The following is a 22870-nucleotide window of genomic DNA, read 5'->3' as shown; positions in this document are numbered from 1 at the left end:
TAAAAATCCCTTGAATTAATCTTCAAGGGATTTTTATTTATAATTAATCTATGTATTTGCTAGAAAATAAAACAGTCATATCATTAATAATATGACTGTTTTAAAGCGTTTTATTATTAAAATTTATAAATAAATTTTTATCATGACTAATGATATTTTTATATTAATTAGTAAAATAAAGAGATTTATCACATTATATTTTTAGAAAGATCGAGTTCAACATTGCTATTAGTGTTTCGTTTATGAGGTAATACAAAGCTAAAGTCAATAAATTTACTAGATATTAGTTTTGTTAAATCGTATTTTGGTGAAGTTAATATAAACTGATTGACAATATATGCGTTATTTCCCTTTATGGTAACTTTTTTGTTATGATCGATGATTCCACTATTATAAAATGTCCCATCTTTTATTTCATAAAGTCCAATTTTGCTTTCTATTTTAGATTGATTATTAATATCAGAGTTATCGGCAAATATTTCGGCTATTTCTGTATTTTGGATTGTACCATTATTGTTAAATTTTCCATCTCTGATAAGAAAATGGCTATTTTTACTTTTTATTTTTGCTTGATTATCAATAGTTGTATTGACTCCAGTAATGACTAATATTTCAGTATTATTTATAGTACCGTTATTATAGAACTCTCCATTGGTTATTTCATAATGACTATTTTTATTACTGAAAAGTGTACCTGCATTATTAAATATACCATTTTTTATTTTATAATGACTATGTTTGCTATTTATTGCTGAATGACTATCAATGGTTAAATTGGCATTTTTAGCTAGGATTATATTTTGCAAGATATCGTCAGTAATATTAATAAATTTGGTCGCATTAATATTATTTATAGTAGTAAAAATATTGCTGATAATATGCGTATCATGAACTGCGATAGTAATATCATTGACATTTAAATGGCTTGATTCTAGCATAACCGATCTTGCCAATAATTGTATTGTTTTAGCATCGGTAAATTTTCCTTGCTTGATATTTTTAAAATGAATGTGTTTTCCTCTTATATTATCAGTTAAGTGATTCGAGGGAATCTTATTCTCAATTGGGTAAGTAACTAAGCTGACACGATCGGCATTAGTAAAACTACAGTGATTACTACAATTAATGCCATTAGGATTAGCAATAATTAACTGAGGCTTATTATTCCCTAAAATAGCAATATTACCATTAATGTTGGATTTTTCTGCTTAAATTACTTCAGTAATAATAAGGTTAGCAGGATTGTCAGTGGCATTATTAATTTTTATGCCATTTTCACTCACATTAAATTTCTCATATTTATTATGAGAGATTTTAAACTGTCCCTGAGAAACTGCGGGCAAGATATTAATTGTTAACGAATTATCTGAAGAATTTAAATTAATTTTTCCGTCAGAGCTGACAATTTCAGTAGGTTGTTTTAATGATGTGGAGTTATTATTAATCCTCGATAATTCAGACGCAAATATATTGCCAGAAAATGATATTGATATTATTAGAGCTGATAAAGATAATTTAGGGTTATTGTTTTTTGATAAACGCATGCTATATCCTTATAAAATAAATAATTTGCTATCTATAAATTTCCGGTTAATTTATTTTAACTTTTTTAAAAAGACAATTAATTTTTTTAAAACTTATTATTTTATATAGAATTTATAATATATTTAATATGGTATTAATATTATTCAAGAATACGCATTGATATAAATTATAATAAATAATTGTCTTATATTAGTATTAATTATATTATTGTCAAAATAAATCTTTTGTTATTTACGTTTTTATCAAAAAGTAAATTGTTTGTTTTTTAATCATATCGATAATGAAATATTAACTAAAAAATTATTGACGACTTTATCATGTCGCAGTAAGATGCACACCGTTTTCGGCGAGTAGCGCAGCCTGGTAGCGCAACTGGTTTGGGACCAGTGGGTCGGAGGTTCGAATCCTCTCTCGCCGACCAAATTTCCTAGCCCTGCTAAAAGCAGGGCTTTTTCATTTCTGTCTTATTAATCATGCTACTTATTTTATAATTTAACCTGTTAGCAGAAAAATACATTAGAGATAAAGCCTTAATGTATTTTTTCTGAATTTATTCAATAAGTGTGATAATTAATTTTCCTCTTCTGGTCTTTTGTTTAATAAAGAATAAAATAGTTGCTAATTTTGATATATTTATTTTTATAAAAAATTTAATTTTATCTTTTTGTTATCTATTAGTGAAAGGAATTCACTTTTTTAATTCATAGCAAAGGAATGCTGATGAAAAAGTATTTATTTTTCTTATTAGTGGCTATTTATGGTCATGGTTATGCGCAAGTTGATGCTGGCAAATCATCTTTACAACAGGCAAAGCAAGAGATCACACACCAGCAACCGGTAGCTATTCCAATTAACTTACAACATATTAATAAAAATCAAATTTATCCCGTTGAATTTCCTTGCTTGAATATCAAATTTGTGTTTTTTAATGGCCAGGAATTATTTGCTACATCATTGCAGAAAAAATTATCTTCTTTAGCAGATAATATTATTGGTCAATGTTTAGGCGATGAGGGGATAAAAATTTTTCTCACCAAAGTGAATCAAATGTTTATTGATTCTGGCTATGTAACGACGAAAATTTCGCTGCCAGAACAAAGTTTCATCTATGGCATTTTACGCATTGAACTGATCCCGGGTCTTATTTCTGATATTCGTTACGCTGATACAGGTAAAAGTCACTATTCTCTGTGTACTGCCTTTCCACAAGCAACCATTCTTAATCTTCGCGACATTGAGCAAGGATTAGAAAATTTACAGAATTCGCCTTCAACCCAACCCAAAATTACCGTTGATGATGATCCTAATACAGCAAATAGTAGTATCTTAACCATTAATAGGCAGAAAAAACGGGCTATACGCGGCCGACTTTCTGTTGATAATAATGGTCTTAAAGATCATGCCAATTTAATGATTGATAATGTGTTAATGTTTGATAACCCTACACTATTAAATGATTTTTTCTATTTTTATATTAGTCGTGATTTAGATACCGACCATAGTCGTGGGGTTAAAATTGGGACATTCTTTTACTCACTACCTTTTCGGAACTGGCAGTTTATTTTATCAGGTAATTATCAAGATCAATATTCTGCCGATGGTATCAAAACATCGGTCGGCAATTTGTACAAAAGCAGTCGTTCTAAATCATTAACTGCGCAAGTTCAATACTTGATTAAGCGACGTTATGATAGTAAGACTTACTTGAATTTTGGCACTAGCATTGCGACCAATAATGGCTACTTTGGTAGCATTGAAATTATTAGTCATAAGCGCAGAGCAACTTATTGGAATATTGGTCTGAAGCATCAGCGATATTTACCGCGTGGTGAACTCAATCTGGCAATGGAATATAAGCAAGGTGCTAATTGGTTTGGTGCCATGCCTTCGCCGGCAACGGATTTAAAAAGACCGCAAATTTTTAATTTTTCAGTTGCTATTAATCAACCCTGGCAAATTAGTAAACAAATTTTTCTTTATGAGGCAACAGCCGCTATGCAGTTAAGTCGTTCGCGACTGGATAGCTTATTAGAGGCTAAAAGCATCGGTGACAGCAGCCGTGTGCGTGGCGCAATGCTAACTAATACTTTATCTGGCTCCCATAGTTTGCTGATTAAGAATGAACTTAGTTGGTATACGCCGTTGCCGAGTCATGTGCTCTACGCGACATTGGATTATGGTTCTGTTTCTGAAGATCGAGCGCGTTTTTGGCGTGATCAGTATTTGGTTGGTACATCAATAGGACTAAAAGGCAGTTATAAACAATTAAGCTACTCGGCTTTCGTTGGTTTCCCACTATTAAATTCGTCAGAAAGTAAACACGATCATATGGTTTCGGGTTTTCGCCTCACTTTTAGTTATTAATCACTAATCAGGTATCCACCTTGAGTGGATACCTGCCTGATATTAATTTTCTATTTTTATGTTTGATTGTCAGTAATGAATTTATGATTTTATGGCAAATATTGCAAAAATCAATCAATAATTGATTATTTATTACACAATCAGGCGTGTAGATGAAAATAGTTGTTAATCCCTATTTAAGCTAGCTTATTTAGAATTTATCACTAATAAATTGCAAATTAATTATTGTTTTGTCCTATATTTGTGAATTATGGGTTTTATCTTCGTTTCTTGCTTGTTTAAAAAAACAGCAATAAAAGTATTGACGTAAGCGGCAACTGTTGATTTATTGTTTATGGTCGTTGATGAAAATATAACTAAATTACAATATCAAAGGCACTATTTAGTAAATAGCTCAAAAAATATAATAAAGTGACAACATGGGAAGCATTATATGAAATTTTTTATGAAAAAATCAGGGGTTTTATCTATTAGTATAAGTTTGATTATATTAATTATTTCTACTAATGTACAGGCAAAAACTTTGGTTTATTGCTCAGAAGGCTCACCTGAAGGGTTTAATCCACAATTATTTGCATCAGGAACAACTTATGATGCCAGCTCTATCCCACTTTATAATCGACTGGTAGAGTTTAAATTGGGTACAACAGAGATAAAGCCGGCATTAGCTGAACGCTGGCAAGTGAGTGATGATGGAAAAGTCTATACTTTCTATTTGCGCAAAGGTGTCAAATGGCACACTAGCAAAAACTTCAAACCAAGCCGCCAATTTAATGCAGATGATGTCATTTATACTTTTATGCGGCAAAAAGATGCAACTCATCCGTATCATAAAGTTTCTGGTGGTAGCTATGAATATTTTATTGGTATGGATATGGATAAAATCATCGATAAGATAGAAAAGGTTGATGACCATACCGTGCGTTTCACGCTTACTCGTCCTGAGGCACCCTTTTTAGCTGATATGGCAATGGATTTTGCTTCTATTTTATCTGCCGAATATGCCGAACAGATGATGAAAAAAGGTAAGCCAGAACAGGTTGATCTTGATCCGATTGGTACCGGGCCATTTCAATTAATTCAATATCAAAAAGATTCACGCATTCTTTATAAGGCTAATCGTGATTATTGGGGAGTTAAACCTAAAATTGATCGTTTAGTTTTCTCCATTACACCAGATGCTGCAGTACGCTATGCCAAGTTACAGAAAAATGAATGCCAGGTTATGGCATTCCCAAATCCAGCTGATCTTGAACGTATTAGGCAAAATAAACAAATCGTATTAATGGAACAACCGGGTCTTAATGTTGGCTATCTGGCCTTTAACACTGAGAAAAAGCCATTAGATAATGTAAAAGTCCGCCAGGCATTGACAATGGCCGTTAATAAAGATGCCATTATTGAGGCGGTTTACCAAGGAGCAGGCCAGAAAGCGAAAACGCTTATTCCATCAACAATGTGGGGATATAACCAGGTAATTAACGATCACCCGTATGATCCACAGAAGGCAAAAGCGTTACTTAAAGAAGCAGGTGTTGCGGAAGGTTCTATTATCGATATTTGGGCAATGCCAGTACAGCGACCTTATAACCCTAATGCCAGGCGCATGGCAGAGATGATCCAAGCTGATTGGGCAAAAGTGGGGATTAAAGCCAACATCGTTAGTTATGAATGGGGTGAATACCTTAAACGTGCCAAGAATGGAGAACCTCAAACGGTAATGATCGGTTGGACGGGGGATAATGGTGATCCCGATAACTTTTTCGCTACCTTATTTAGCTGTGCAGCCAAAGCACAAAGTATCAATTACTCCAAATGGTGTAATAAAGATTTTGAGGCTGTCATTCAGCCAGCGCGTGTGACATTCGATCATAATAAACGTATTGAATTGTATCGGCAGGCTCAGGCTGTTATGCATGAGCAAGTCCCTGCTTTGATTATCGCTCACTCAACAGTATATAAGCCTATTCGTAAAGAAGTGACCGGTTTTGTGGTTGATCCGCTAGGCAAACATCACTTTGAAGTTGTTGATATTAAACAATAAATTTTATTGTACTGAGTTGATTGTTAATTAATTACTCTATCGGGTTTACTGATAGAGTAATCATTGGTTTTACTAGTTTGTCAATCGAATCAAATCAAACAACTTAAGTATATTAGTCAACATTTAACAGAGAAATCATCGAATGTGGCAATTTATATTTCGGCGTTTGGGTATTGTGATCCCTACGTTTATCGGTATTACCATACTGACTTTTGCGTTTATCCATATGATCCCAGGTGATCCCGTTACGATTATGGCAGGTGAACGCGGTTTAAGTCCTGAGCGTCATGCACAGATGATCTCACAATTAGGGTTGGATCAACCGTTATGGCAACAATATTTAAATTATATTTATGATGTGTTGCGAGGCGATTTGGGTATTTCCTTAAAAAGTCGTTTGCCTGTTTGGCAAGAATTTTGGCCACGATTTATGGCAACTTTAGAATTGGGTATCTGTGCCATGATATTTGCTATTGCTGTGGGGATACCAATCGGCGTATTAGCTGCTGTTAAGCGTGGTTCTGTTTTCGATCATACCGCCATTGGGGTGTCGTTAACCGGCTATTCGATGCCTATTTTTTGGTGGGGGATCATGCTCATTATGCTGGTTTCTGTACACTGGGATCTAACGCCTGTTTCAGGCCGAGTGAGTGACAGCGTTTTTCTGGATGATAGCTATCCACTAACAGGGTTTATGTTAATTGATACCTTGCTGTGGGGAGAAACGGGCAATTTTATCGATGCGCTAGAGCATTTAATCTTGCCCGCTATTGTCTTAGGCACCATACCCTTAGCGGTAATAGTGCGTATGACACGCTCTTCAATGCTGGAAGTGCTGGGTGAAGATTATATTAGAACCGCGCGGGCAAAAGGGTTGAGCCGAAGTCGCGTTATTTTGATCCACGCGTTGCGTAATGCTTTGTTGCCGGTTGTGACAGTGATTGGTTTGCAGGTAGGTACATTATTAGCTGGGGCGATCTTGACGGAAACAATCTTTTCTTGGCCAGGTTTAGGGCGTTGGTTAATTGAAGGGTTGCAACGTCGTGATTATCCAGTGGTCCAGGGTGGAGTTTTACTGATCGCAACCTTGATAATATTAGTGAATCTGTTGATTGACTTGTTATATGGCATCGTTGATCCACGAATTCGGCATAAAAAATAAGGAAGGCAACCATGTCTCAACCATTTGAACAACAAATAGACACGGTGCCGGAGCCATTGACACCGTTAAAAGAGTTTTGGCATTACTTTAGTTGTAATAAAGGGGCAGTTATTGGCATGGGATATATTATTCTCATGGTCGTTATGGCTTTATTGGCTGACTTACTTGCTCCTCATTCACCTAATGAACAATTTCGACAATTTTTATTAACGCCACCGGTTTGGCAAGAAGGCGGCAATTGGCAATTTATTTTAGGGACTGATGATGTAGGGAGAGATCTGTTATCAAGGTTGATGCATGGTGCACGCTTATCGTTATTAGTTGGTGGTTTAGTCGTCATTCTTTCCCTAATTATGGGCGTCTCACTTGGCTTATTTGCCGGTTATATTGGTGGCTTGGTTGATATTGCCATCATGCGGGTTGTTGATATTATGTTGGCTTTGCCCAGTTTATTACTAGCATTAGTGTTAGTAGCGGTTTTTGGTCCTTCTATTGTCAATGCTTCATTGGCATTGGCTTTTGTGGCTTTACCACACTATGTGCGATTAACGCGAGCGGCCGTATTATTGGAAATCAATCGGGAATATGTAACAGCATCTCAAGTGGTTGGTGCTAGTGCATTACGTCAAATGTTTATTAATATTCTACCTAATTGTTTTGCGCCTTTAATTGTGCAGGCTTCTTTGGGTTTTTCCAATGCTATTTTGGATATGGCGGCGTTAGGGTTTCTCGGTATGGGCGCTCAACCACCAACTCCGGAATGGGGTACGATGTTATCGGATGTTTTACAGTTTACGCAAAGTGCATGGTGGGTTGTAACATTTCCTGGTTTAGCCATTTTGCTGACAGTATTGGCATTTAATTTGATGGGCGACGGTTTGCGCGATGCCTTCGATCCTAAACTCAAGCAATAATGAGGTGATCTAATGGCATTATTAGAGATAAAAAACCTTTCGGTGCATTTTGGTGAGCAAAGTGCCCCTTTTCGTGCGGTTGATCAGATTAGTTATCAGGTAAAAGCCGGAGAGGTGGTTGGTATCGTCGGTGAATCAGGTTCAGGTAAGTCAGTCAGTTCATTGGCTATTATGGGGCTGATTGATAAGCCAGGCCATGTGTTCGCCGATAAGTTAACTTTTGCTGGCCATGATCTATTAAACATGACAGAAAAAGAGCGCTGTCAATTAATTGGTGCTGAAGTGGCGATGATTTTTCAGGATCCGATGACCAGCCTTAATCCTTGTTTTACGGTTGGTTATCAGATTATGGAAGTGCTAAAAATTCATCAAGCGGGTAGCCGTCTTGTGCGTTATCAGCGGGCGATTGATTTATTAACCATGGTGGGCATTCCTGAACCAAAATCACGATTTGACATCTACCCGCATCAGTTATCAGGTGGTATGAGCCAGCGTGTTATGATCGCGATGGCACTGGCTTGTCGCCCTAAATTATTGATTGCGGATGAGCCAACAACCGCACTCGATGTCACTATTCAGGCACAAATTATGGAACTGTTGTTAAGCTTGCAGCAACAAGAAAATATGGCTTTAGTACTGATTACCCATGATTTAGCCTTAGTGGCACAAGCGGCTGATCACATTATTGTCATGTATGCTGGGCAGGTGGTGGAATCGGGTAAAGCCAGTGATATTTTTACGGCACCTCGTCACCCCTATACCCAATCACTATGCCCGAATTTGCGCTCAATAAACAGCGCTTAGCTTCGCTACCGGGTGTTGTTCCGGGGAAATATGATCGTCCGGTTGGCTGTTTACTTAATCCTCGTTGTCCTTATGTCGGTGAAAAATGTCGAACTGAGGAGCCACTATTGAATATTATCGCTGATAGGCAAGTAAAATGTCATGCTCCACTGGATGATAACGGGAGGCCAACAATATGAATAAACTCAACCCATCAATAACTCCCTTATTAAAGGCAACGGAGCTGAAAAAATATTATCCAGTTAAAGGTGGTTTATTTTCAGCGGATAGAACAGTAAAAGCCCTGGATGGCGTTTCATTTGAGCTGCAAAAAGGTAAAACATTAGCGATAGTCGGCGAATCGGGATGTGGTAAATCGACGCTAGGAAGGCTATTAACGATGATAGAAACGCCTACTGCTGGTGAACTTTACTATCAAGGACAGAATCTATTAGTAAAAGATAAAACGGCACACAAGTTGCAGCGGCAAAAGATCCAAATGGTTTTTCAAAATCCTTATGCATCGTTAAATCCACGTAAAAAAATTGCTCAAATCCTGGAAGAACCTTTATTAATTAATACCCCCCTCTCTGCGATGGAGCGTAAAGAAAAGATATTGCATATGATGGCAAAAGTAGGGTTGAAGGCAGAGCATTTACACCGTTATCCTCATATGTTTTCTGGTGGCCAAAGGCAGCGTATTGCTATTGCGCGTGGATTGATGCTTGAGCCGGATATTGTGATTGCGGATGAACCTGTATCAGCACTGGATGTCTCTGTGCGGGCGCAGGTATTGAATTTAATGATGGATTTACAGCAGGATTTTGGTTTGTCGTATGTTTTTATTTCTCATGATTTATCGGTGGTTGAGCATATCGCTGATGAGGTGATGGTAATGTATTTAGGCCGTTGTGTTGAAAAAGGCACTAAAGAACAAATTTTTAACTGTCCACGTCATCCTTACACTCAAGCGCTATTATCGGCCACTCCTCGACTTAAGCCTGATTTACGTCGTGAACGGATTAAATTAACTGGTGAATTACCGAGTCCAATTGATCCACCACCAGGTTGTGCATTTGCAGCCAGGTGTCGACATGCTTTTACACACTGTAGCCACTCACGGCCAATGTTAAGTAATTACCATGGTCAACAGGTTGCTTGTTTTGCTGCCGTTTTAATCAATAATTTAGCGGACACTCACGACTAATTGCTATATTTCTTAATTGAAGTGATAATAATATTTTTTAATATTATTATCACTTTTTATTATTAAGCTAACACGCTTGTGATTATCAGATATAGGGCAATATTTAGCTTAAATTAATTAACTAATCCACTAACTCTCTACAGAAAAAATAAATTAGCAAAAATTATTTATAACCGACATGATATTTTATAATACTGATTTGATTATAACTATAAATAATAAGAATATTTAAAAACTACTCTTATTATTGAATTTTATATTAATTATAATTAATGTATTTATTATTATAATAATTCCATTAATAATTATTTTTATGTTTTTTTATTTTATTTGACACACTACCTAATGTTTATTTAAGATGAAAACGCTTTAGACTAAGCGTTAATTTTATTAATTACAGGGAATTATTACATGGGAAAAAATAAACTAAGTTTTATCGCCTTAAGTATTGCTAGCATTCTTTCTTCTTTTCATATTAATGCTAGTGAAAATATTATTATTGATAATAATAAAAAAACAGATCTTGCGGTAGAAATGAAAAATGGCATTGAACATATTAATATTGAAAAAGCGAATAAAAATGGCATTTCCCATAATTATTATCAAAAATTTAATGTCAGTGAAAAAGGCGTTGTTATTCAGAATCCAACCTATTTAACGAACTCAGCAGCAAAATTTATTATTAACGAAGTCACATCTAATGAAAAAAGTCTGCTCAACGGTAAATTGCGGGTTCAAGGCGATAGTGCCTATTTGATGGTGGCTAATCCAAATGGTATTGAATGTAACGGTTGCTCTTTTTCAGGCACTAAGCAACAGTTATTAGTAACCGGTAAAATTAAATTAATTAACAATGAGGAATCAACAACCCTTCCACAAGGAAGTACTATTCAATATAAAAATGGCGATTTGAAAATTAATCCCTCAGCTGGAGCAAAGATCGTATTTAGAAATAGTGTTAAACCAGTTCATGATAGAGGAGTATTAACACTTATCACTAATGAAACAGTGATGTCTGATGGTTATCTAAAAGGTAACTTACTTAAAACCATTATTGGCAATAATGAAATTAAATTTTCTCCTAAACATAATGATAACTATTATTATGTAAAATATAATTTTTCTATCAGGCAAGAAAGTCCAGCTAATTATTCACTTATTCGTAAAGCAAAAAACGGTAACATGGATTTATATCGTGTAGCTGCTTATCCTGACTATGTTCATTCGGTGACAGGTCATCTTGGTCAGTTGGAAAATAGCCCTTATGCCGGTTTGGTTATTAAGGAAAAGGCAAGCGTAAAATTTGATGGATTGAGCATTACACAAACGGGTGATAGTCATGTTATTAATAAAGGGCAATTACATGCTAAAAGGTTTTATGCCAATGTGGATAACGAGATTATTAATGAGCGAGGTGCTAAATTGATTATTGGTGATGATAGTGATTATAAACCAAAAAATTTATTTAATTCCGAAATAAACGCCAAAAGACTTATTTTTGATAGCGCATATCTTAATATTAATAAGGCAAATATTTCATTCAATCTTGATTCATTTGGTAATTATGATGGCATTGTAAAGATTAATGATTCAACTATTAATTTAAACAGTAAAGTTTTTGTTAATACAGACTATATAGCAGATATAGAAAATAAAGATAAAATTAATGGTGGTAAGTTATATTTTGATAATTCAACGATAGACTTACAAAGTGAAAGGCTATTTTTTAATAACGGATTGATCTCAGGTAGTGGGTATCTGAAAATAAAATCATTTGCTGATTTGAAAAATAGCGGAACAATAGAAGTAAAACATCATATTAAAAAAAATCATGGAATGAATATATTAAAAAACCAAGAAATAATAGAAATAGATGCTATTAATGTTAATAATGATAACGGTAAGATAATCTCAGTAGGAGATTTAACAATTGATACAGTTAGCTTGTCTGCTATAAATGGTTCTATTTCAACGACACAGTTGAGGAAAAAAGCACTAATAAAAACCGCTAATATTGCACCCATTGATGAAATGTCATTCGCTGGAATTAAAAATGCTGAATTTGGTCAAAGTGATAAATTATAAGAAGCTGTATTTGAATAGTTAACTTTTTTTCATAGCGCCTACCAAAAAATAGGCGCTATTTTTTTATCAACAATTAGTTTGGTGAATGATAAATTCTATTATTAAGCTAATTAAAGAGCTAGCTAATATTTAATATGAAAAATGGGTTGCCAATTTTTATTGTTGAAATTTATTCCTGTAATAAAATAATAATATTGTTACAAATAATTATATTTTCTTTTTTTATTTTACTTGACGCATAATATAATGCCTATTTAAGATAAAAATGCTTCAGTCTAAGTATTAATATATTTTTTAAAGGGAATAATTATATGAAACGAAATAAACTGCATTGTATCGCTTTAAGTGTTGTCAGTATTTTTTATTCTTTCCATGTCACTGCTAGTCAAAATATAATTGTTGATAATAATAAGAAAACAGATCTTAGCGTTGAAATTAAAAATGAAATTGAACATATTAATATTGAAAAAGCGGATGAAAATGGTATTTCCCATAATTACTATAAAAAGTTTAATGTTAGTACAAAAGGTGCTGTTCTTGAGAATACAAACGAAGTAGCAGCAAAAATTATCGTTAATGAAGTGACTTCGGAAAAAAAAAGTTTACTCAAAGGCGAGTTAGCCGTTAATGGTCAACCAGCAGAGCTAATTATTGCTAATCCTAATGGAATTAAATGTGTCGGTTGTTGGTTTTCTGGTTCATCAATCCAGCGGTTATTAATAGGAAAAGTTTTTTATATAGATAAACATACTCTACCCAGATTAAGAGACGTGGGTTTTGATAAAGTAGAGGCAGGAGAAGTACTTTTACCGACTGAAAATGGCGATATTATATTTAAAGGTATTAATCATGTTCATGGTAGCGAAGAAGGACGTTTAGATCTTATCTCCCGCCATATTACGGTGATGGACAATAGTTCTCTTTCTGCAAACACGATTTATGCCATCATCGGTGATAATATTGTAAGAGTTTCTCATCATAATAAATTATCCATTATTGGAAAGAGTATGCCATCAGCTGCAATGCCTATTACCGGTTTGTCTATTGGGAAAAATGCAACAATTCAAGCTAAATATACAAATATTATTTTAACTGATAATAATTCAATAAATAATTTCTGAAGACGAATAACCTTGATTTTGATGTGCAAGGTAACTTTATTAATGAAAAAATGCGCAGTTAGCTATTGGTAATAATAGTAATTATAAACCAGAATAATTATTAAATCCTAAAATAAAAGCTAAAGGTTTTTAAATTTGACAATGCATATTTTTATATTAATAAAGTAAATATAATATTTGATCTAGTCTCATTATCTGTTATTTATGACAGTATTATAAATATTAATAATTATACTATTCAACTTGATAATTAATACAAATTATATATTATAGGCAATAATGAAAAAAGAGTGTAAATTATATTTTACTCACTCAATAACAAACATAGAAAATCAGGTTTTCTTTATTAATAGGAACCTAGTTTCAGCTACTGAGCATCTAAAAACGATATTATTTGTGATATAGAAAATAGTGGAACTGTAGAGATTATAGAAACCGGTCCAGTATCAGCATAAGTAGAAATACAATAAATATAGATGCTATTAATGCTATTAATGCTATTAATGCTATTAATGCTATTAATGCTATTAATGCTATTAATGCTATTAATGCTATTAATGCTATTAATGCTATTAATGTTAATAATGATAACGGTAAAATAAGTTAGCTGACGATTTAACGATTGATAAAGTTAGTTTGTCTGCTAAAAATGAGACTATTTCAACTATTGATAAGGAGAAAAAAGGCTAATATATACTAGTTGATGAAATAACATTAACTAGAATAAAAAATGCTGAATTTAGTCAAGTAATAAATTATTAACATGTATATTTGAACAATGAACCTCTCATCAATAGCGGCTAGGGTAAAGTAGTCGCTATTTTTTTCTAAGCAATAAATCAATTTCTATAAGAATAATATTCCATGAAATTATTAGAATGAAAATTCTATCATAAATATCTATAACAAAATTGTATTAGTTTATTGATTAAAATAGAACAACAGTGGTGAATGGTGTTTTTATTATATTTGCGTAATTTTATTTATCAATTTGCGATTTTATTGATTGTAACCATAGTCAATTATTAATATGTTTTATATCGTTTAAAATGATAATATTAGTAACCTGTATTAAACGACTATTTTTGACCATAATGTGATTAATAAAATTCGATTGACATCAATAAACTGTCAAAAAACGTAGTGGTGAACATAAAGCCTAACATGGTAGTCTTATAGTTCTAAAAATATCACAAATATTATGAGATTTAACCAGAGATCGGCTGTCTAAGCCCCGAGGTGGTACTTTCCGTTAAAAATAAATGTGGCATTTGATGGTTAAATCCAACAATTAACAACAAGAGGTTTGCATGCAGGGCATTAAAATGCGGTATTTTATTGGTGGCGTACTCATAACTTTGTCCAGCCAACTGCCGGCAGAAACTTTGCAACCTGATCCTGCCTGGCAGCAGGGTAAATTAGATAATGGTTTTTCCTGGCAACTATTACAAACACCGCAGCGGCCGAATGATAGGATCCAATTGCGATTAGTTATTAAAGCGGGTTCAATGGTAGAAACAGCAAGTCAAAGAGGCTTTACCTATTTAATCCCCAAAATGGCACTATTTCATAGTAAAACCTTAAGCAGTTCGCAATTACAGCAGTTATGGCACAATGCGATTGATCCAGCAGCACCGATCCCGCCGGCGATTGTCTCTTATGATGTCACCCTTTATAACCTAAGCTTACCTAATAATCGACCTGAATTACTTAAAGAGGCACTACAATGGTTGGCTGGCTCGGCAGCGGGTGGCCAATTTGATAAAAAATCCTTAATGATGATAACGCAGTTGCCAAAGAATTTGGTAGTAACACACCCAGCTAATGTAAAAGATCCTTTATGGCGGGCGAGAATAAGAGGATCAACGTTAATTGGCCATGAGCCGGGTGCGATGCCAGTGACGCCGGTTAAATTGGAAGAAATCAACAAATTTGTTCAACAATGGTATACGCCTGATATAATGACGCTTTATGTCGCTGGCCATGTTGATAGCCGTACATTGACGGAAAATATTAATCAGGTTTTTTCAACACTTAGTGGAAAACGCTCTATGCCGGTTACTATGGCTACCCTGCCTGTTGTTACACCACAAATAATTAATTTAACCAGCTTAGATCCAACAAAAGATACTTTATCGCTGACTTGGGATTTTGGTTGGCGAACAATTAACGATTCTGAAATGTTAAAGCGTTATTGGCGTGATGATTTAGCCAGAGAGACTATTTTTCGCTCAATTAAACAGGCTTTTGACAAAAAATATGGCAAAACTGTTGGAGTGAATATGGATTGCCGTATTCAATATCAGAGAGCGAGCTGTGCATTATTAGTATCAGCAGCACCTGAAAAAATGAAGAGTGTAACCGAAAGCTTGTTAGCAGAATTATTTGCCATTAATAATAAAGGTGTTTCTCAGGCCATATTTGAGCAAATAGTACAAGAAAAACAGCAGCAATTAGATCAGCTGTTTGCGGCTTATGCCAGAGTAAGTACTGACATATTAATTAATCAGCGACTGATTTCACAACAGAATGGTGTCATAGATATTGCTCCAGAACAGTTCCAGCGTCTGCGGCAAGCTTTTTTGGCAGAATTAACATTAGCTTTAATAACAGAGGATGCTAAACGCTTGGTTGCGCAGGAACCTAGCTTTATTTTTTCTCAACCAGCGGATAAAAGACAATTAGATATTGATCAGATTAGAAATAAGTTTAAACAGGTTCTGTGGTCGGCAGTGGCTACACCCGCAGCGGAACAGGAAGTAAATGAAGGCTCACCTGTTACCCGCGCTAATTGATAATGGTAAGGCATCATAGTTTAATGTTATTACTATATGGCTATCATAAATAGGCAACTTATCATTAAAAATAAATACAGTTATGCGGCAAATTGTTACTGGTGATTAATCTTTTCAGCGGTATTTATTTTACATAATTATTGGCTTTTAGTTGCTAAAATTTTATTACTAATAGGTTATTGAGCGTTAGTTTTATGGTTGCGTTGTTATGCAGGTTTATCTGTAGCTATCCAGGCAGCACAAAAAAGGGTCAAACGGGCAAAAAAGTAGAAAAAAGCCATAAGTCCAATAACTGAACCGAATGCTGCACCTGACGGTGAGCTTGCCAGATTAGGCAATACCCAAGTCATGATAGATTTAAGTATTTCAAAGCCAATAGCGGCGATTAATGTTCCTTTTATTAGCGAAATGCGACGAAATTGCTGATGGGGTAAGATCCAAAAAATCCATAGAAAAAGTAGATAATTTGCCATAATAGAGATGGTTAAACCGACTATTGTCCAAATTGGACGAAGCCATTCAATACCATCAAGATGCAATAGACTAACCAGTGTTGCTTGTGCTGAGCCGGCAATAGAAGTTAATGTTATGGTGATAACTAAGGCAATTAATAAGCCAATAAGAAAAAGAAAATCACGTAAGTAGCGCAAAAAAATAGATTCTTTCTCATCTTCGTTTCTTTCCCAGATATCACGAGATTGCGCCAAAATAGCTTGACGAAGGTTATTAACCCAATTAACACCGGAATAAAGTGCAATCGCTAAACCAGTTAAGCCGACGGCAGTACGTTGACGAATAGCGGTATCGATGCTTCTTTCCAGCGTTTGGGCTAATGTTGGATCACTGATGCTTTTTGAAATACCACGGATCAATTTTTCTAATAAATCGGGATTAGAAGCTAGTATAAAGCCAGTTGCAGCAAAGGAAAACATAAGGACAGGGATCAAAGAGAGAAAAGAAAAATAGGTAATAGCGGCGCCAAATTGGTTGCCCATACGGTCGTTAAATCGTTCTGCTGCACGGATCAAATGGGCAATAAATGGAATATTACAGATAACCTTAATCCACTTCTTTGAATAAATTAATGCTTTCTGACCACTAACAACACTTTTACTCAATGTGTTTTTCACCTTTTGCTCTCCTTATGCTGCATGGCTATTATTTGCTCAAAGTTGTTTTTAAGCATGGCCTATTTTTATCTAAATCCGTTTAATTTGCTGATGATTTATTTACTTGCTTTCAATGTTTCCTCTGCCTGACGAAGTTCAGTTTTGGCTTGTTGTAGTTTTTGTTGCTGCTTACTAATTTTATTTTTATCGCCTTTTGCTTGCGCTGCTTTTAAATCAACTTCACGTTCTTTAACTTTTAAGCGTTTTTTCTCAACTTCATTTTTATTTTTTTGATACACAGATTCAGACGTACAGTTCTGTTGTAAATTTTTTAACGCTTTTTCTAATCCATCAAGACGATGTTGATTACCCTGTTTTTTAGCATATTCAATTTCGGTCTGTAATTTTTGCTTTTTTATTTCACAGAGATTTATTTGTTGACTTGCAAATACTGAGTAACTACTAAGCATAAACGCAATACAACATATTGATAATGGTATTTTTCTCATCGTATATTCACCTTTTTATTGTTAATAGTCTATTTAGCATAATGCTATAAAGGCATTATGTCATTATTAGTGATTAATATTACTATGATAAAATGTGCGGTAATATAAGCCTAATAATGGCTATATTTTTAGCTCCCATAAAATAGTTTTTTTACATTAAATGGTAATAAATTTATGTTAAGTTATCGTCACAGTTTCCACGCAGGTAATCACGCTGATGTGTTAAAGCATATTGTACAAAGTTTGATTATTGAGTCCCTTAAGGAAAAAGAAACACCTGTTCTTTATCTTGATACCCACGCTGGAGCTGGTCGTTATCAACTAACAAGTAAGCATGCTGATAAGACAGAAGAATATCGTGAGGGAATTGCGCGTTTATGGCAAAGAGATGATTTGCCGACAGAGTTAGCTGCTTACCTAACAGTAATGACTAAACTTAATGCCAAGGGTGATCTCCGTTATTATCCAGGCTCGCCATTATTGGCTAAGTTTTTGTTACGCGAACAGGATAAATTGGTATTGACTGAATTACATCCTAGTGATTATCCCTTACTGCGCTCAGAATTTGCAAAAAATAAGCGAGCACAAGTTTTACGGCAAGATGGTTTTCAACAGTTAAAATCTAAGTTACCGCCATCAAGTCGTCGAGGTATTATTTTGATTGATCCATCCTACGAATTAAAATCAGATTATCAGTCAGTCGTTAACGCTGTTTTAGAAGGTTATAAACGGTTTGCTACAGGAATTTACGCTATTTGGTATCCGGTAGTTTTACGCCAGCAAGTTAAACGAATGATTCACGGACTGCAAAATAGCGGGATACGTAAAATATTAAAGGTTGAGTTAGCAGTGCGTCCAGATAGCGATCAACGAGGAATGACGGCGTCCGGTATGATAATTATTAATCCACCTTGGAAACTGGAACAACAAATGCGTATATTACTACCATGGTTACATAAGGTTTTAGTACCAGAAGGAATAGGTCATACCTGCGTAGAGTGGATTGTACCGGAATAAATTTTTTATTCTGATAATAGTTTGCTAGTTTTAAACGGGTTAATAATAAATAGCCAGTATAAGAATGTTCGTTAAACTGTAATTTAATTAATAAAATGGAAATAAAATAACGATGAGTGAGCATTATAATTATATTGCTATTGGTGGTGGTAGCGGTGGAATTGCTTCAATAAATCGTGCGGCTATATATGGTCAGAAATGTGCTCTTATTGAAGCAAAAGCTTTAGGCGGAACTTGTGTCAATGTTGGTTGTGTACCCAAAAAGATCATGTGGTATGCCGCACAAGTTGCCGAAGCGATTCAAGCTTATGGTCCTGATTATGGTTTTAATACCTCAATTAATCATTTTGATTGGCAGAAATTGATTACTAACCGGCAAAGCTATATTAATCGTATCCACCAGTCTTATGAATTGGGTTTGAGCACTAATCAAGTTAAGGTTATTAACGGGTTTGCGCGTTTTATTGATGCTCATACCATCGAGGTTAATGGCAGCAAGTTAACCGCAGATCATATTCTGATTGCTACTGGTGGGAGACCTGTTTGGCCTGATATTCCTGGAGCGGAATATGGCATAGATTCAGATGGTTTTTTTCAATTGACATCATTACCTAAGCGAGTTGCAGTTGTTGGTGCGGGTTATATTGCTGTCGAATTAGCTGGCGTGTTAAATGCTTTGGGTAGTGAGACCCATTTGTTTGTTCGTCAGCATGCGCCTTTGCGTCATTTTGATCCTATGGTGGTTAAATCACTGGTGGGGATTATGAAAAATGAAGGATTAACATTGCATACTGAATCTATTCCTAAAGCCGTTATTAAAAATTCTGACGGTAGTTTAACTTTACAGTTAGAAAATGGCAAAGCCCAAACTGTTGATACTTTAATATGGGCAATTGGCCGTGAGCCAATGACAGATAATTTGGATCTTGATTTGGCTGGTATAGAACGGGATAGTAAAGGTTATATTAAAGTTGATAAATTCCAAAACACAAATGTAGAAAGAGTGTATGCAGTCGGTGATAATACCGGGGCAGTCGAATTAACCCCAGTTGCAGTAGCGGCTGGCCGTCGATTATCAGAACGTCTATTTAATAATAAACCTGATGAGTATCTGGATTATACTAATATACCTACAGTGGTATTTAGTCATCCGCCAATAGGCACAGTGGGTTTGACTGAACCACAAGCAAAAGAAAAATTTGGCAGCGATAAAATTAAAGTATATCAATCTTCTTTTGTTTCAATGTACACAGCGGTAACAGCTCATCGTCAACCCTGCCGAATGAAGTTAGTTTGTGTTGGCGAGGAAGAGAAAATTGTCGGTATCCATGGTATCGGTTTTGGTATGGATGAAATCTTGCAAGGTTTTGCGGTTGCTTTAAAAATGGGCGCCACTAAACAAGATTTTGATAATACCGTGGCAATTCATCCAACGGCAGCAGAAGAGTTTGTTACTATGAGGGGTTAGTTTAGAAAACCCACCATAGAATGAGTAGACCCGAAATTACAGTTAAGTAATTTCGGGTCATAGGCTTTCGCTTGATGCTGAGGAACTGACACCGCGACTAAGGCGGGAGAAGAACCATCTGCTAGCTACATTTCAAACAATATGCCAAGTGCTTAGAGTTGTCAATTGTTTTTCAAATGAAACAAAGACTTTCGCTTCATTGTGTGTAAACATTGGCACAATGAGTTTAAAACATCAAAAAATTATGCCATTTAATTACGACTATGATGAGCCAAGACGGCTCATTACACAAAGTAGACTATCTAGCTACAGTACTTCGATTGCTACAGAAAATGATGCACAACTTTTTGGAGCCTATAGTTGGAACCTTGCTGTTGTCGGTGCATTTTATCCACTACTACAGATCATAGAAGTGTCTTTGCGAAACGCCATCAGCAATGCTGCAAAACTAAAAGCAGAACAAGCTGGGGTCAATGGTTTTTGGTTCGACAACCTTCCTTATTGGCAAGAGAGTAATGATCAAAGTCAACCGATTACGGCAGAGCAAGTTAAAAAGTTCAAAAGCAAAATTAAAGCTGCAAAAGGAGCAGCAAAAAAAGCATTAGAAGATAAAGGGGAAGTCGACCCTACACCAAATCATGATCAGATTATCGCTCAGACTGATTTTTCTACCTGGGAATATATTCTATAAGCACTACTACGACGGTTCTGACAATAGTTATATGTGGCCGACAGGCCTAATTAAAGCCTTCAAGAAGCTCCCAAGAACAACTGAAAGTAACCCTATGTTTCATCAACGAGATATCATTCGTAGAAGAATAGAGGAAGTTCGTTATTTCCGGAATCGTGTATCGCACAATGAATCCACGTGGCGACTATCTGATGTAGGAGAAAAAGAAGACATCATATCTCTGCTGACAACTAGGCTTGACAAGATGATGGAGCTTCTTTTTTGGATTTCTCCTAAATTCCAGAGATACGTAAAAGACATCGGGATCGAAGCCAGAATTAGACAAGTGCTACACATAACCGAGTTAGAGCGTTACATGCATATCTACGAAAATATTGAGATTTCTGATATTGATGCATTGCTTGTCCTAACAAAAAGGGTCAATGAGACAAACATTCGTAGCCACTTTAATGTTAGTGGTGAAAATGGAATTTTAATGCCTCACAACACACATTTGATTCAATGATCTGTTGTTTTACTAGCAAACGAAAACTTTGGAAAATGACACCCTTATAAGAGCAGTTTTAGGGAAAATTGAGCTAAAACATAAAATTTCTGGAAAATGCTTACCAGCCTTATGATTAAAGTTTTTACAGAAATCTTCCAGATTTCAGATGTGGTAGTAAGCCATAACCATGAAATAATCCCTGTTTTTTCAGTGTTTTTTCATTGATGGTTTTTCTAAATCGTGTGGAAATGCAATAACCTATAAATCAGAAGTTGGCATTTTTTACCAACTTTTGAAGGTTAACAGTTAACTCCGTACAAAGGCCAATAAATCAGTATTGATAGTATCCGCATCTGTAGTAGGCATTCCATGTGGAAAACCAGTATAGGTTTTCAACGTGCTGTTTTGTAATAATTTTGCCGCTAACGGAGCGGAGGATTCATAAGGAACAATCTGGTCATCAACACTATGCATTACTAGAACTGGGATAGTAGTAAGTTTCAAATCTTCGGTAAAATCTGTCTGTGAAAGAGCGACAATACAATCATAATGCGCTTTGGCACTGCCCATCATACCCTGACGCCACCAATTCCGAATAATGCCTTCCGACGGCTTTGCATTGGGTCGATTGTAACCATAGAATGGTCCAGCTGGGAGGTCATAATAGAATTGTGCTCGATTGGCTGCTAACTTAGCCTGCATATCATCGAAAACAGATTTAGCTAACCCTTTGGGGTTATTGTCACTTTGTATCATGATAGGAGTAACTGCGCTGATAAGCACTGCTTTAGAAACACGCTCTTCACCATGACGAGCGATGTAGTGGATGACTTCACCACCTCCAGTAGAATGGCCTACATGGATGGCTGTCTGTATGCCAAGATGGTTCACTACAGCGGCAACATCATCAACGTAATGATCCATATCATGACCATCCCAGACTTGGCTGGAACGCCCATGGCCGCGACGATCATGCGCTACCACACGGAAACCTTGTGCTAAGAAAAATAACATTTGATTATCCCAATCGTCAGAACTTAATGGCCAGCCATGATGGAAGAAGATCACCGGAGCATTTTGTGATCCCCAGTCTTTATAGAAAATTTCAACTTTATCTTTTGTGGTTACATATCCCATGACTAATCCTTATACTTGTTTGTAGTTTTAATCAAAAGTAACTTGATTATTTAGCTATTTTTTATGTAGTTTCAGGTGTGTTGGAGAGTAGCCTAAAAAAGTTTGGCTTTTAAAAAGACACTAGCTGAGTATGGCAATATTTAACTCTCAGCGTGGTTTAAGCGCGTTCTGGTTGGCTAAAACCGTACTTAAATAATTTTAATAATAGCTTACTTAAGATAACTTTCTAATATAGAAAGGGTTTATTTTTAGTAAAAGATTGATCATCGAATTATATATGTTATGGGACTATTTAGTTTCTTACAAATATAAATAGATAGGATTTTTTTATTGTAATCGGTGTAAACGATGTAGCATTAATTACTAAATATCTTGATCATCAATACCCAACTATTTTTTCAGGCTTATTTTTATAAGCTACCTTAGATTAGC

At 35.2% G+C, this 22870-nt stretch carries 17 protein-coding genes, 1 tRNA gene and 1 pseudogene; 14 read left to right on the top strand and 5 right to left on the bottom strand.

The genetic code is table 11. The features are described from left to right. Window positions 1-188 precede the first annotated feature (188 nt). Window positions 189-938 carry a hypothetical protein gene (locus QE177_RS13920; RefSeq protein ID WP_280550526.1) on the bottom strand — a complete coding sequence of 250 codons (750 nt, stop codon included), beginning with the start codon at window positions 936-938 and terminating at the stop codon, window positions 189-191. Window positions 939-1208: 270 nt separating this feature from the next. After that, a complete protein-coding gene (locus QE177_RS13915) occupies window positions 1209-1544 on the bottom strand; it encodes a hypothetical protein (RefSeq protein ID WP_280550525.1) in 336 nt (111 codons plus the stop codon). A 345-nt stretch (window positions 1545-1889) separates the two neighbouring features. Between QE177_RS13915 and QE177_RS13910 the strand changes: the two genes are divergently transcribed. From QE177_RS13910 to QE177_RS13865, 10 genes and pseudogenes are all read left to right on the top strand, one after another. Next, window positions 1890-1966, top strand: a tRNA-Pro gene (locus tag QE177_RS13910). 299 nt (window positions 1967-2265) lie between these two features. Further along, entirely contained in the window at window positions 2266-3909 is a 1644-nt protein-coding gene (locus QE177_RS13905; protein WP_280550524.1) for a ShlB/FhaC/HecB family hemolysin secretion/activation protein, read from the top strand. A 433-nt stretch (window positions 3910-4342) separates the two neighbouring features. Then, a complete protein-coding gene (dppA, locus tag QE177_RS13900) occupies window positions 4343-5953 on the top strand; it encodes a dipeptide ABC transporter periplasmic-binding protein DppA (protein WP_280550523.1) in 1611 nt (536 codons plus the stop codon). 142 nt (window positions 5954-6095) lie between these two features. Beyond that, window positions 6096-7115 (top strand): dipeptide ABC transporter permease DppB, encoded by a 1020-nt coding sequence (gene dppB, locus QE177_RS13895; protein WP_280550522.1) that lies wholly within the window; start codon window positions 6096-6098, stop codon window positions 7113-7115. Window positions 7116-7126: 11 nt separating this feature from the next. After that, window positions 7127-8029 (top strand): dipeptide ABC transporter permease DppC, encoded by a 903-nt coding sequence (dppC, locus tag QE177_RS13890; RefSeq protein WP_280550521.1) that lies wholly within the window; start codon window positions 7127-7129, stop codon window positions 8027-8029. 12 nt (window positions 8030-8041) lie between these two features. Further along, window positions 8042-9012 (top strand): annotated as a pseudogene (gene dppD, locus QE177_RS13885) (dipeptide ABC transporter ATP-binding protein). After that, window positions 9009-10019, top strand: coding sequence for a peptide ABC transporter ATP-binding protein (locus tag QE177_RS13880; protein WP_280550520.1), 1011 nt, complete (start codon window positions 9009-9011; stop codon window positions 10017-10019). The pseudogene dppD and the gene QE177_RS13880 overlap by 4 nt, the downstream one beginning before the upstream one ends. Before the next feature lie 411 nt (window positions 10020-10430). Next, window positions 10431-12104 carry a filamentous hemagglutinin N-terminal domain-containing protein gene (locus QE177_RS13875; RefSeq protein ID WP_280550519.1) on the top strand — a complete coding sequence of 558 codons (1674 nt, stop codon included), beginning with the start codon at window positions 10431-10433 and terminating at the stop codon, window positions 12102-12104. Between the two features lie 311 nt (window positions 12105-12415). Next, on the top strand, window positions 12416-13225 hold the full coding sequence (locus QE177_RS13870) for a filamentous hemagglutinin N-terminal domain-containing protein (RefSeq protein ID WP_280550517.1): 810 nt from the start codon (window positions 12416-12418) through the stop codon (window positions 13223-13225). A 1325-nt stretch (window positions 13226-14550) separates the two neighbouring features. Beyond that, window positions 14551-16020 carry an insulinase family protein gene (locus tag QE177_RS13865; RefSeq protein ID WP_280550516.1) on the top strand — a complete coding sequence of 490 codons (1470 nt, stop codon included), beginning with the start codon at window positions 14551-14553 and terminating at the stop codon, window positions 16018-16020. Between the two features lie 206 nt (window positions 16021-16226). Here the strand turns inward: QE177_RS13865 and yhjD are convergent, their stop codons facing one another. Together yhjD and QE177_RS13855 are read right to left on the bottom strand one after the other, a co-directional pair. Continuing rightward, window positions 16227-17150 carry an inner membrane protein YhjD gene (gene yhjD / locus QE177_RS13860; protein WP_280550515.1) on the bottom strand — a complete coding sequence of 308 codons (924 nt, stop codon included), beginning with the start codon at window positions 17148-17150 and terminating at the stop codon, window positions 16227-16229. Between the two features lie 95 nt (window positions 17151-17245). Then, on the bottom strand, window positions 17246-17638 hold the full coding sequence (locus QE177_RS13855; protein WP_280550514.1) for a DUF1090 domain-containing protein: 393 nt from the start codon (window positions 17636-17638) through the stop codon (window positions 17246-17248). A 174-nt stretch (window positions 17639-17812) separates the two neighbouring features. Here QE177_RS13855 and QE177_RS13850 point away from each other — a divergent pair, with 174 nt between their 5' ends. The 4 genes from QE177_RS13850 (at window position 17813) to QE177_RS13835 (ending at window position 21319) form a co-directional block, all read left to right on the top strand. Beyond that, entirely contained in the window at window positions 17813-18655 is an 843-nt protein-coding gene (locus QE177_RS13850) for a 23S rRNA (adenine(2030)-N(6))-methyltransferase RlmJ (RefSeq protein ID WP_280550513.1), read from the top strand. A 112-nt stretch (window positions 18656-18767) separates the two neighbouring features. Further along, the gene (gene gorA, locus QE177_RS13845) at window positions 18768-20123 is read left to right on the top strand and encodes a glutathione-disulfide reductase (RefSeq protein ID WP_280550512.1); all 1356 of its coding nucleotides are present in this window, start codon (window positions 18768-18770) and stop codon (window positions 20121-20123) included. A gap of 220 nt (window positions 20124-20343) precedes the next feature. Next, complete coding sequence (locus tag QE177_RS13840; RefSeq protein ID WP_280550511.1) at window positions 20344-20814, top strand: hypothetical protein; 471 nt, start codon at window positions 20344-20346, stop codon at window positions 20812-20814. A gap of 94 nt (window positions 20815-20908) precedes the next feature. After that, window positions 20909-21319: a hypothetical protein gene (locus QE177_RS13835; protein WP_280550510.1), complete on the top strand. Its 411-nt coding sequence runs from the start codon at window positions 20909-20911 to the stop codon at window positions 21317-21319. Window positions 21320-21607: 288 nt separating this feature from the next. Here the strand turns inward: QE177_RS13835 and QE177_RS13830 are convergent, their stop codons facing one another. Continuing rightward, on the bottom strand, window positions 21608-22438 hold the full coding sequence (locus QE177_RS13830; RefSeq protein ID WP_280550509.1) for an alpha/beta hydrolase: 831 nt from the start codon (window positions 22436-22438) through the stop codon (window positions 21608-21610). Window positions 22439-22870: the final 432 nt, after the last annotated feature.

This window comes from Arsenophonus sp. aPb (assembly GCF_029873475.1).
Taxonomy (GTDB): domain Bacteria; phylum Pseudomonadota; class Gammaproteobacteria; order Enterobacterales; family Enterobacteriaceae; genus Arsenophonus.
This window is presented reverse-complemented; position numbering and strand designations above follow the sequence as displayed.